The organism is Flavobacterium sp. KH_001, assembly GCF_057840745.1.
This window is the reverse complement of the sequence record NZ_CM174520.1, coordinates 869,549-881,869: the sequence shown is the minus strand read 5'-3', so window position 1 is coordinate 881,869 and position 12,321 is coordinate 869,549. Positions and strand designations below refer to the sequence as shown.

Below are 12,321 nucleotides of genomic sequence, written 5' to 3'. Positions count from 1 at the left end.
AGAATTTGATTTAATTCTCTTAATTTTGATTTTTCAAATACCGTTGAGTATGAAAAAACTACTACTTTTTTTATTTGTTATTTTTGGCTGTGTTGAAATTCACGCTCAAAATGATGATTTATGGCAAAGAAAAACCTCAAGTTCTATTTTAAATAAGAGGGCAAATTCCTCTGATTCCGGAAGGTTATATTATAAACTGAATTCGGATTTCTTAAAAAGCAAACTTGCTGCCACAACTGGAAAGACTTCAAAAGAAATTGTTTCAGAAATTACAATTCCAAATTCGGATGGTGTTTTAGAACGCTTTACAGTTTGGGAATCATCTAATTTCGAACCGGAATTACAAGCAAAATACCCTGATATTAGAGCTTATGAAGGAAGTGGTTTAGATGATAAATCTGCAAAAATTCATTTTAGTGTTTCGCCATCAGGAATACAAACTATGGTTTTTCGTGCTGATAAAATAACTGAATTTATTGAAGCGAATCCTGATGACAAAACCGAATATGTGCTATTTGCTAAAAATGGGTTGAGTTCTAAAAAGTTGATTTGCGCGACAACTAATGATATCGCAAGTACTAAGGCGACAGCGAAAACAGCCAGAGTACAATCAAATACAAAAGTTTTTAAAACAATGCGCCTGGCATTATCATGTACAGCAGAGTATACTACTTATTTTGGAGGCACAAAAGCAGCTGCATTAGCGGGAATGAATGCAACGCTAACAAGAGTAAACGGTGTTTTTAATAAAGACCTGGCAGTAAAATTGGTGTTAATTGCCAATACTGAAGCTTTAATTTATACAGATGCCGCAACAGATCCATATGCAAATGCGAAAGAAGGAGTTGATGACGGCGAGTGGAACGAAGATTTGCAAGAGAATTTGACAGCTGTCATTGGTAATGCTAATTATGATATTGGGCATTTATTTGGTGCTTCGGGTGGTGGTGGAAATGCTGGGTGTATTGGTTGTGTCTGTACAAATCCAACAAGTGATGAACCTCTTGGTAAGGGAAGTGCTTATACTTCACCTTCAAATGAAAGACCTGAGGGAGATACATTTGATATTGATTTTGTTGCCCATGAAATGGGGCATCAATTAGGTGCGACACATACCTTTTCTTCTGAAGAACTTGAGGGATCGGGGACTCATGTCGAACCGGGAAGCGGATCAACTATTATGGGATATGCGGGAATAACAAATTTTGATGTTCAGAATAATTCGGATGATTATTTTGCGTATGCCAGTATAATTCAAATTCAAAATAATCTTGCCACAAAGAGTTGTCCGGTAAATACAGCAATAATAAATAACCCACCTACAGTTGATGCTGGCAAAGATTTCACCATACCAATAAGTACAGCTTTTGTACTAAAAGGGACAGGCTCTGATCCTGAAGGTGATTCCGTAACGTATAATTGGGAGCAATATGATAGTGCTACAACAACTACAGGTGGAAACAGTATAGCTTACGCTACAAAACCAGACGGGCCTTTGTTTAGATCAGTAATTCCTAATTCAAGTCCGGTCCGTTATATGCCGGAACTGAATTCTGTTATTCAGAATCAATTAACGACAAAATGGGAATCCGTTTCTTCTATAGCAAGGACATTGCATTTTACATTAACAGCAAGAGACAATGCAGCTTTAGGGAAAGCCCAGACTAATACAGCTGAAAAGATTGTAACTGTTGCTTCTTTTGCCGGCCCATTTACCGTAACATCACACCTAAATGATAATGTAAGCTGGTGGCAGGGATTTAGTGAAACGGTAACATGGAGTGTTAATAACACCAATACACTGGAGGGTTCAACAGCGGTTAATATTAAATTATCTACAGATGGTGGTTTGACTTTTCCGATAGTTCTGGCATCAAATACACCAAATGATGGTTCTGAAGTGATTACACTTCCAACAAGTGTTCCTTCTTCTAAAAATTGCAGAATCCTGATCGAACCAACTGGTAATATCTATTATGCATTAAACCTTAAGCCTTTTGCGGTAGGATATACTTCGACAACAACTTGTGATTCCTATAGTTTTGGAAGTTCTTTTTCTATTCCAAACACCACGACATTTGTTACAAAAACCATTACAGTTCCAGCAACTACGGCAACAGTTTCAGATGTAAATGTTTCGGTTAATGTAACACATGCCAGATTTTCTGATATTGAAATTCAAATTGTAAATCCACAAGGTACTATTGTGCGATTGTTTAATAAAAACTGTGGATCAACAAATTCAACTTTAGCCATGCAATTTGATGATGCCGGTAATGCTTTAGATTGTAATAAAACAACAGAGCAAATCGTTTTGCCAGTTGATTTGTTAAGTGTTTTTAATGGTCAGAGTCCTGAGGGAACCTGGACCTTAAGAGTTCGTGATGCTGTGACGGGAATGTTCGGGACTGTAAATTCAGCTTCTATAAATATTTGTGGCCAAAATTATACTTTAGGAACGCCTGATTTTGAAAATATTGATTTTGTATTGTCTCCAAATCCAAATAAGGGGAGTTTTATTATTCAATTTGAAAGTAAATCTAATACCGGAGTTAAAGTTTTTGTGCATGATATCTTAGGGAAGAAAGTTTATGAAAACACTTTTGAAAGTACATCAAACTTTAATCAAAATATTCAATTGCAAAATGTTTCTGCCGGAATCTATCTGGTAACGGTTATTGATGGAGAAAGAAGAACGGTTAAAAAGATCGTAGTAAATTAAAATTTATAAAAAAAATCAATTTTAAAATTCCAAATTCCAAAGCTCCGAGACAGTTTTGGAATTTGGAATTTTTTTATTGGAATTTAATTTATTACGAGTTTGCCATCGCCATACAAACAATACTAATTTTTGCTCCCGGAATTTTTAATAATGCCCGTGAACAGGCTTCTAGCGTAGCGCCGGTTGTAAGTACATCATCGACAATTAGAAAATGTTTATTTTGATTTTCTTCGGAAAAATGAACGTCAAATATATTTTCGATGTTTTCAGATCTTCCTAGAAGGTTCTTTTTAGATTGCGTTTTGGAATATTTCTTTCGATATAAAACAGTATCATCAAAAGTGATATTTAAGCCTTCCGCCAAAGCTTTTCCAAAAGTAGTAACTTGATTGTAACCGCGTTCCCTGAATTTTCTTTTATGCAGCGGGACAGGAATGACAACATCAAAAGGAATTTCTAAATTCAATTCTTTTAGATCTTCTACATACCAATTTCCTAAAAGGAAACCAATTTCTTCATGACCCTTGTATTTTAGGTTGTGAATGAGTTCCTGAACCATTCCTCTTTTATTGAAATATAAAAAAGCTGAAGCATGTTGAATTTCAATTTTACCATAGAATTTCTTTAAAGCTTCATTTTTGGTGTCCAAATGATATTGAGTGAGAGGCATTTCATGACGACAATACGAACAGATAACAGATTCATTTGACATTAAAAGCGCATGGCAAGCGGCGCAAACTTTGGGGAAAAACAGGTTAAGAAGATAATTAATCACAAATAGAAGGAATTTGGTTACAAAAATAACAAAATCAATCCCTCAATCTTTATATTTTTTCTTTTTTTTAAACGTACTTTTTATATTTTTGCATCACTATGGCAAAACAAGAAGATATATTTAAGAATGTGGTTTCGCACGCAAAAGAGTACGGATTTATTTTTCCCTCTAGCGAAGTATACGATGGATTGAGTGCAGTGTATGATTATGCACAAAATGGTGTCGAGTTAAAAAAGAATATCCGTGAATATTGGTGGAAATCAATGGTTCAGATGAATGATAATATTGTAGGTTTAGATGCTGCAATATTAATGCATCCAACAACCTGGAAAGCTTCAGGCCACGTTGATGCTTTCAATGATCCGTTAATTGATAATAAAGATTCTAAAAAAAGATATAGAGCTGATGTTTTAGTGGAAGATTTCGCTGAAAAGATCAATCAAAAAGCTCAAAAAGAAATTGAAAAAGCAAGGGCTCGTTTTGGTGATGCTTTTAATGAAGAAGAATTTGTTACCACAAACGCCCGCGTTGTAGAATATCTTGCGAAATACAAAGAAATTTTATCAAGGCTTGCAAAAGGTATGACTGATAATCTACCCGATGTAAAAGCGCTAATCGAAGAATTAGAAATTGCTGACCCTGAAACAGGTTCAAAAAACTGGACAGATGTAAAGCAATTCAACTTAATGTTCGGAACAAAATTAGGTGCTTCTGCAGATTCTGCAATGGATTTATATTTACGTCCGGAAACAGCTCAGGGTATTTTTGTTAATTTCCTGAATGTTCAGAAGTCTGGCCGTATGAAAGTTCCTTTTGGAATTGCTCAAACGGGTAAAGCTTTCAGAAATGAGATTGTTGCAAGACAATTTATTTTCCGTATGCGTGAATTCGAACAAATGGAAATGCAGTTTTTTGTGCGTCCGGGTGAAGAAATGCAATGGTACCACCACTGGAAAGAAACACGTTTAAAATGGCACTTGTCATTAGGATTAGGAAAAGAAAACTATCGTTTTCATGATCACGAAAAATTAGCGCATTATGCAAACGCTGCTGCAGATATTGAATTCAACTTCCCATTCGGATTTAAAGAATTAGAAGGAATTCATTCTCGTACCGATTTTGACTTAAAAGCACACGAACAATATTCTGGTAGAAAACTACAATATTTTGATCCGGAATTGAATGAAAATTACGTTCCTTACGTTGTAGAGACCTCTGTAGGTTTAGATCGTATGTTTTTAGCTGTTTTTGCAACATCATTGCAAGAAGAAACTCTTGAAGATGGATCTACAAGAACAGTATTGAAATTACCAGCTGTTTTAGCGCCAACAAAAGCGGCCGTTTTACCATTAGTTAAGAAAGACGGTTTACCAGATATCGCTAAAAAAATCATTGATGATTTAAGATGGGATTTCAATGTGGCGTATGATGAAAAAGATGCTGTTGGGCGTCGTTACAGAAGACAGGATGCTCTTGGAACTCCGTTTTGTATCACAGTAGATCACCAAACAATCGAAGACGAAACAGTAACTATTCGTCATAGAGATACAATGAAACAGGATCGTGTAAAAATTAGCGAATTGAGAGCTATTATTGAAAACGAAGTTTCGATGAAAAACTGGTTGATGAAAATGTAATTTTTTTATTTAACACTATATAAATCCCAAATTCCTTAGGTGGAGTTTGGGATTTTTTTACTTTTGGAAAGTGCATTTCGTCGATTTTTTTTGCATTTCATCTTTATGTATTAACATTTTGTTGTAATGTGTTAACAATGAAATATTTAGAAAATAGAAATGCGTAAATTTAATTGGGCATAAAATACAAAAGTTAAACTTGAAAAAGTACTCCTATATTATAATTGATGATAATGCTGAAAGTATTTTGAGAACCAAAACAATTGCAGAAGGTTTCTCAGAATTAACTTTTGTGGCATCGGCTACAAATTACCAAGACGGTTTGCATTTGGTTTTGGAATATAGACCCTCTTTTGTTTTTTTAGAAATCGATCCTGAAGACTTATCCAGTAATTTATCACTTGCCTTTGTAAATGAATTGTATAGATATTTAGCCCTGATACCTAGAATAATAGTTACAACAACAAAAAAAGTATTGGCTTTTGACGCTATTCAATATGGTGCTTTTGATTATTTACTAAAGCCTCTTACACATGTTGATTTGCTTAAAACGATTTTGAAATTAGAAAAGGTGTTTTCGGAGATCAATACTGTAGAAATGATGAACGAAGTTGTTTCTGTTGAAATTCCTGGTACAGAAGTTTCGTATGCCTCGAATGTTATAGAAAAACCATTAATTATTTGTATTAAATCATATGGTGATTATCGTTATCTAAATGCAGCTGATATCGCCTATTTTCAAGCCGATAATAACTCAACAGACATTTACCTTAGTACTGGCGAAATGATAACGGCTTTTAAAACATTAAAGCATTTTGAGAGTATTTTATCCCATCCGTTTATTCGAATTCATAACAGTTATATCATTAATCAAAATTATATAGCAAGAATTCATAACGGAAACTCAGTTTGTTACATAAAAAACTCTCCCAAAAAGATTCCATTTTCGAAGACCTATAAATCAAATGTCGATCTAATTATTGCTAATTTTTCAGCAGGAAACTACTTAGAGGTCTAAAAATTAGACATTTACACTGAATTAACGCTCATTGACTATCATTTGGGCATGTTCTACCATAAACTGCATTTTTCGTATACATTTTTTTTGATTCCGTACCTAGTTTTACATCATCGTTTTGCCAAAAGCATTCGACTCCCAAAAACAAAAATCAAACAAAATACCTCAAGATTATGAAAAAGACAGCTCTAACATTAGGATTATTTTCTTTAGTAATGGTAGCAACTTCATTTGCTAACCCATCAACTCCAAATACATCGTCAAACGAAAAATTAAGTATAGTTCCGCCATATGATGGAAGTATTGTTGGAGGAAACAAAAAACGTGATTTTCACGCAGTAACAGCAAAATTTGATATTAACGGAAGTATCGTTAGAGGAAATAAAAAATTAGATTTGTAATAAATTTTATATTATAAAAAAAAAGGTTGTCAATCTATTGGCAACCTTTTTTTTGTGTCAATAGTTTTGCTATTTTTGGTAAAATTGTAAAACATCATTGAGAAAAAATTACTTCATATTGTTTTTTTCCATATTGTCTTTTCTTAGTTGTACTGAGAAAATAAACAAGAATGATGACTCTTCATCCGTACAGGATAGTCTTAAAATTTATCTGGCATTAGCTGAAGATGATAAGCTGCCTCTGGATTATAAAATCAAATACAGTGAAAGGGCCTATGAGTTAGTATCGAATCAGACTAATGATTCTTTAAACAGGGTAAATCTTTTTAAAGTTGCGAACCGATTCTATAATAATAATCACTGGAATAGCTTTAAAAGAACAGTTCTTGTTGCTTTAAACAGATCGCAAGTGGCCAAAGATTCTGTTTTTATTGCAAAATCATATACCTATCTTGGTGATTATTACAGCAGTCGTGCAATTTCTGACAGCGCCTATATGTTTTACTTTAAAGCTGAAAAAATTTATTTTCAGTTGAAAGATAATTCGAACTTGGCGACAACACGCTTAAGCAAGGCTTATCTGCAATATGCAGAAGGGGATCTTTTAGGAAGTGAAAAAGCGGTTTTTAATGTGCTGAAAGTTTTAGACACCGCGAAGAATGCTGAAATTGTGTACGAATCTTATAATTTACTCGGTGCGATTTATAACGATTTGGAGGAATATGATAAAGCGTTGGAATTTCATAATAAAGCACTTTCGAGTGTTAACCAGAAAGTAATACCTGCTGAATTTCAATCAAAAGCAACTTCATTAAATAATATTGGCTATGTATATAATAATATTAAAAACTACAGAAAAGCCAAGGAGTTTTATGAAAACGCTTTAAAAGAGAAGAATTTAAAAACAGATAAGCCATCTTTATATGCCATGCTGATTGATAATTTGGCGTATGCCAAATTCAAGCTCTTAGAAAAAAAAGATCTTCCAGACATGTTTTACAGATCGCTTAAATTTAAAGACAGTCTAAAACTTACCACCGGATTGATTTCTAATAAGCTTCATCTTTCTGAATTCTATGCTTTTAATAAAGATACGGCCAGAGCAATGGAATTTTCTGTCGAATCTCTGCGAGAATCCAAAAAAATGAATAATTCGAGAAATGTTCTGCAGTCGTTGAAACACCTGGCTCTTATTGATCCAAAAAAAGCATCTCTCTATTCTAAGGAATATATTCGCATTAATGACAGTCTACAGAAAGGAGAACGCCAAATAGGAGATAAGTTTACCCGTATCGAGTATGAGACAAATGAAATAAAGGATCAAAATTCGAATCTGCAGGAGAAAAATAGAGCCTTGGTGTATGTTTTTAGTATTTGTACTTTGTTAGGTTTATTTTTCTATGTTTACAAAACGCAACAAGCAAAACACAGGGAGTTACTTTTTAAGCAAGAGCAGCAAATTGCAAATGAAAATATTTACAATTTGATGATTTCTCAGCAAAATGATATTGAGATGACCCGAATTAAAGAAAAGAAGCGAGTTGCACAGGAACTGCATGACGGTGTCTTAGGGAGAATGTTTGGAGTAAGAATTAGTCTGGACAGCCTTGATAGCATGGAAAATAAAGATGAAGCACAGGCGGCACAGAAAAGAAAAAAATATTTAACAGAGCTAAAACATATAGAAGAAGATATTCGTGAAATTTCGCATGATTTAAATCGTGAAAAATCAGAATTAATTAATAATTTTATTGCGATTTTAAACAAATTGTTTGAAAATCAACAAAACACTTACGATTCTAAACTAATTACTTCTTTTGATCCGCATATTAAGTGGGAGTTAGTTAGTAATATTGTTAAGATTAATTTGTACAGAATTGTTCAGGAAGCCTTACAGAATTGTAATAAATATGCTGATGCTGATACAATTACGGTAGATTTTAAAAGTGAGATCGATTATTTGATTTTGTCCATTGCAGATGACGGAAAAGGTTTTAATACAAAAAGAGCGAAAAACGGAATAGGATTGCATAATATTCACTACCGTGCAAAAGAGTGTAAGGGTACAGTTACGATAAAATCTGCCAAAGGAGAAGGAACCATTCTCCTGATCAAAGTCCCAATAGACCAAAAACTAAACCTAAAAAAGAATGACATTTAACCTAACAACCCCGATTTCGCCTTTAATCAGCCGAAATATTTTAATTGTTGATGATCATCCTTTTATAATTGAAGGATATAAAAACGCAATTACACGTTACAATCCCAAGGAATATGATTTTGCTATTTCGCAGGCTTATGACTGCAGGTCAGCTTATGATTTGATTGAAGACGAAGCAACACCAAATTTTGAAGTGGCTTTTTTAGATATAAGTATGCCGGCGTATGAAGAAAAGGAGATTTTTTCAGGTGAAGATCTGGCTATTTTAATCATGAAAAAAATGCCTCATTGCAAGATTATTTTGCTAACGATGTATACTGAATTGCTAAAAATAAAGACAATTATCAGAACTATAAACCCAAATGGACTGGTAATTAAAAATGATCTTACTTTTGATGAACTTCTTTTTGCTTTTGATAAAGTCATGAAAAATGAGAAGTATTACAGTCAGTCTGTTGTAAAGATGCTCAATCAGTCGGCGCATAATTCAATCGAGATTGATGAGTTCGATAAGCAGATTCTGTTTCATTTGTCAAAGAAAACTCCGGTAGCGGAAATGCCGCATTACATTCCCATTTCTTTGAATGCCATTGAAAAACGAAAAGTCAACTTAAAAGAATTGCTTAAAATAAAGTCTGGTTCAGATGAAGACTTAATTAAAGAAGCAAAAAGTAAAGGGCTTTTCTAAAAATAAAATTCCAAATAAAAAATTCCAAATTCCAATAGCATGAATCGCATTGGAATTTGGAATTTTTTATTTGGAATTTTTTAAAAATTACTCGCTTAAGGCATCCCAACCACGGGCTTTTAAAGGAATTTGAGTGTTGGCACGTGTAACTAAATTTATTCCTTCGCTTTCATCAGCCATATGGCCGATAATCGAAAAGTTTGGATTCCCTTTTATTTTATCAAAGTCGTTAATGTCAATTGTGAAAAGAAGTTCATAATCTTCTCCACCATTAATAGCAACTGTTGTACTGTCTATATTAAATTCCTCGCAAGTCGAAATAAACTGAGGATCTAACGGTAATTTATCTTCATATAAATTACAACCCACTTTTGACTGTTTGCACAAATGAATGATTTCTGACGATAATCCGTCTGAAATATCAATCATCGAAGTTGGTTTTATTTCAAGCGCGTGCAATAAAGTACGAACATCTTTTCGAGCTTCAGGTTTTAATTGGCGTTCAATTAAATAGCTGTACATGTCTAAATCAGGCTGGCTGTTTGGGTTTACCTGAAAAACTTGCTTTTCACGTTCTAAAACCTGTAGCCCCATATAAGCAGCACCAATATCGCCGGTTACAACAAGTAAGTCGGTTTGTTTGGCTCCGTTTCTGTAAACGATTTCTTCTTCATTGGCTTCACCAATTGCAGTAATGCTAATAATTAATCCTTTTTGCGATGAGGTTGTGTCACCGCCAATAACATCTACTTTATATTCTTTTGCAGCGTGTGTAATGCCTTCAAATAATTCTTCCAGGGCTTCTAGTGGAAAACGGTTAGAAACTGCAACAGAAACCGTAATTTGAGTTGGTCTGGCATTCATAGCACAAATGTCAGAGATATTTACAACTACTGATTTGTATCCTAAATGTTTTAATGGCATGTAAGCCAAATCAAAATGTACGCCTTCGATTAATAAATCAGTAGAAACAACTACTTTTTTATCCTTAAAATCAAGAACTGCGGCGTCATCGCCTATACTTTTTAAAGTTGACTCCTGAGTAACATCAAAATTTTTGGTTAAATGTTGTATTAAACCAAACTCGCCTAATTGCGCTATACTGGTACGTTGTGGGTTTTTATCTTCGATCATTTTGTCTCTTTATTATTTTTTTGGTTTTTACCAAGGTTGCAAAGGTACAATCCCAAGGCTTCGGAACAAAGATTTTGTCTAATTTTAATGATAATCAGTTCTTTTCTGTTGAATTAAAAAGTGAAAATCGGTTTTTTTTCAGACCTTTAAAGTGATATAAAAACAAAAAACATGAAAGCATTTGATATAGTTACCTTAACAGTAAATCCGGCTTTAGACAAAAGCACTCATTTTAAAGGGTTGGTTGCCGAACAAAAAATACGTTGCTCAGAACCCAGATTCGATGCTGGCGGCGGCGGAATCAATGTTTCTAAAGCGATATCCAGATTGGGTGGAAAATCTTTGGCTGTATTTACCTCTGGCGGGCCTATGGGGAAAATGCTGGAAGAATTGGTGACAAAAGAAACCATAGAATTTCAGGCGATTCCCATTCAAACCTGGACAAGAGAAAGTTTTGTGGCTGTTGATGAAAATACCAATTCACAATATCGTTTTGGTTTCACCGGAGGAGAAATTACAGGTGATGAAGAAAAAGCGGTTTTAGAAGCGCTGAGCAAGTCAAAACCAAAGTTTTTAGTGGCAAGCGGCAGTTTGAATGAAGGACTATCTTCAGATTTTTATCAGAAAGTAGCCGAAATTGCCAAAGCATCTAATTCAAAACTAATTGTGGATACTTCAGGTGAGGCCTTAAAGAAAGTTCTGAAAACCGGAGCTTATCTAATTAAACCAAATGTTGGTGAATTGGCAAAATTAATAGGAGTGGAACGCCTCGAAATGGAAGAAGTAAATGAGGCTGCTAAAAGAATCATTGCTAAAGGCGCGGCTGAAATTGTTGTCGTTTCGCTTGGTCCTCAAGGAGCTGTTTTAGTAACGAAAGATGAATATGAATATGTTCCTGCACCAAATGTTGCTAAAAAGAGTACTGTTGGGGCAGGAGATAGTATGGTTGGTGGAATGGTTTGGGCTTTATCTCAAAATAAAAGCCTGAAAGAAGTTATTCGTTGGGGAGTTGCCTGCGGATCTGCCGCCACCATGAACGAAGGAACACAGTTGTTTAAATTTGAAGATGCGAATCGTTTATTTGAATGGCTGAGAAACAAGTAAAGCTCTATAAATAAAGGCTTCCGACTGTTTTTTTGATAAACGGAATAATTAATTAACACTATTTATAAAAAATAATTTTTCCTGCTGACAAACTGTTGTCACCGACCCTCAATAATTTTGAAGTATTAAATAATTAAAACTTTAAAATCATGAAAACATTAGCAGCCCAAGTAATTACTCCTGAAGATTTATTGAATCATTGGCAAGGACACCGCGCACTTACACGTCGTGTAATTGAAGCTTTTCCTGAAAAAGATTTCTTCGAATTTTCAATCGGTGGAATGCGTCCTTTTTCTAAGTTAGCCGATGAACTTTTGGCTATTGCAGTTCCTGGTCTTACTGGAATAGTAAATAAAGAAACGAAACCTTTTACCGAAGATTCTGAGAAATTGATTTTTAAAGCGCAATACCTTGAAAAATGGGACGAAGCAACCGCAATAATCAATGAATATTGGCAAAAATTAAGTATTGAAGATTTTAATGAAACTTTTAATCTTTTTGGTCAGTATGAATTTCCAGTTATACAGAATATTTTGTATTTTATTGATAATGAGGTACATCATCGTGGACAAGGTTATGTATATTTAAGAGCTTTAAATATTGAACCGCCTTTTTTCTGGGAAAGATAAAGAGAAGCAAATTATTTCAAACCTAAATCACTTTATTCGAAGTATAATTTAA

At 34.1% G+C, this 12,321-nt stretch carries 10 protein-coding genes; 8 read left to right on the top strand and 2 right to left on the bottom strand.

Translation table 11 applies throughout. The annotated features are described in order from the left end of the window. Positions 1-49: 49 nt before the first annotated feature. The gene (locus AC3ITQ_RS04060; protein ID WP_489236921.1) at positions 50-2,722 is read left to right on the top strand and encodes a zinc-dependent metalloprotease; all 2,673 of its coding nucleotides are present in this window, start codon (positions 50-52) and stop codon (positions 2,720-2,722) included. A 91-nt stretch (positions 2,723-2,813) separates the two neighbouring features. Here the strand turns inward: AC3ITQ_RS04060 and AC3ITQ_RS04055 are convergent, their stop codons facing one another. Beyond that, complete coding sequence (locus tag AC3ITQ_RS04055) at positions 2,814-3,434, bottom strand: ComF family protein (RefSeq protein WP_489236920.1); 621 nt, start codon at positions 3,432-3,434, stop codon at positions 2,814-2,816. 161 nt (positions 3,435-3,595) lie between these two features. Between AC3ITQ_RS04055 and AC3ITQ_RS04050 the strand changes: the two genes are divergently transcribed. The 5 genes from AC3ITQ_RS04050 (at position 3,596) to AC3ITQ_RS04030 (ending at position 9,402) form a co-directional block, all read left to right on the top strand. Beyond that, positions 3,596-5,134 (top strand): glycine--tRNA ligase, encoded by a 1,539-nt coding sequence (locus tag AC3ITQ_RS04050; RefSeq protein WP_489236919.1) that lies wholly within the window; start codon positions 3,596-3,598, stop codon positions 5,132-5,134. 199 nt (positions 5,135-5,333) lie between these two features. Further along, positions 5,334-6,152: a LytR/AlgR family response regulator transcription factor gene (locus AC3ITQ_RS04045; protein WP_489236918.1), complete on the top strand. Its 819-nt coding sequence runs from the start codon at positions 5,334-5,336 to the stop codon at positions 6,150-6,152. A gap of 173 nt (positions 6,153-6,325) precedes the next feature. Beyond that, positions 6,326-6,553: a hypothetical protein gene (locus tag AC3ITQ_RS04040; protein ID WP_489236917.1), complete on the top strand. Its 228-nt coding sequence runs from the start codon at positions 6,326-6,328 to the stop codon at positions 6,551-6,553. 118 nt (positions 6,554-6,671) lie between these two features. Beyond that, positions 6,672-8,714: an ATP-binding protein gene (locus tag AC3ITQ_RS04035; RefSeq protein ID WP_489236916.1), complete on the top strand. Its 2,043-nt coding sequence runs from the start codon at positions 6,672-6,674 to the stop codon at positions 8,712-8,714. Then, positions 8,704-9,402 carry a response regulator gene (locus AC3ITQ_RS04030; RefSeq protein WP_489236915.1) on the top strand — a complete coding sequence of 233 codons (699 nt, stop codon included), beginning with the start codon at positions 8,704-8,706 and terminating at the stop codon, positions 9,400-9,402. Before AC3ITQ_RS04035 ends, AC3ITQ_RS04030 begins: the two co-directional genes overlap by 11 nt. Before the next feature lie 87 nt (positions 9,403-9,489). On the opposite strand, the gene thiL is transcribed toward AC3ITQ_RS04030, so the two are convergent. Then, on the bottom strand, positions 9,490-10,536 hold the full coding sequence (gene thiL / locus AC3ITQ_RS04025) for a thiamine-phosphate kinase (RefSeq protein WP_489236914.1): 1,047 nt from the start codon (positions 10,534-10,536) through the stop codon (positions 9,490-9,492). Positions 10,537-10,707: 171 nt separating this feature from the next. Here thiL and AC3ITQ_RS04020 point away from each other — a divergent pair, with 171 nt between their 5' ends. Both AC3ITQ_RS04020 and AC3ITQ_RS04015 read left to right on the top strand, forming a co-directional pair. Then, positions 10,708-11,640: a 1-phosphofructokinase family hexose kinase gene (locus AC3ITQ_RS04020; RefSeq protein WP_489236913.1), complete on the top strand. Its 933-nt coding sequence runs from the start codon at positions 10,708-10,710 to the stop codon at positions 11,638-11,640. Between the two features lie 149 nt (positions 11,641-11,789). Next, entirely contained in the window at positions 11,790-12,269 is a 480-nt protein-coding gene (locus AC3ITQ_RS04015) for a DinB family protein (protein ID WP_489236912.1), read from the top strand. Positions 12,270-12,321 lie beyond the last annotated feature (52 nt).

Coding starts and splice junctions, on each gene's coding strand:
- AC3ITQ_RS04060 (WP_489236921.1), top strand. CDS start 50: ATGAAAAAACTACTACTTTTTTTATTTGTTATTTTTGGCTGTGTTGAA.
- AC3ITQ_RS04055 (WP_489236920.1), bottom strand. CDS start 3,434: ATGTCAAATGAATCTGTTATCTGTTCGTATTGTCGTCATGAAATGCCT.
- AC3ITQ_RS04050 (WP_489236919.1), top strand. CDS start 3,596: ATGGCAAAACAAGAAGATATATTTAAGAATGTGGTTTCGCACGCAAAA.
- AC3ITQ_RS04040 (WP_489236917.1), top strand. CDS start 6,326: ATGAAAAAGACAGCTCTAACATTAGGATTATTTTCTTTAGTAATGGTA.
- AC3ITQ_RS04030 (WP_489236915.1), top strand. CDS start 8,704: ATGACATTTAACCTAACAACCCCGATTTCGCCTTTAATCAGCCGAAAT.
- thiL (WP_489236914.1), bottom strand. CDS start 10,536: ATGATCGAAGATAAAAACCCACAACGTACCAGTATAGCGCAATTAGGC.
- AC3ITQ_RS04020 (WP_489236913.1), top strand. CDS start 10,708: ATGAAAGCATTTGATATAGTTACCTTAACAGTAAATCCGGCTTTAGAC.
- AC3ITQ_RS04015 (WP_489236912.1), top strand. CDS start 11,790: ATGAAAACATTAGCAGCCCAAGTAATTACTCCTGAAGATTTATTGAAT.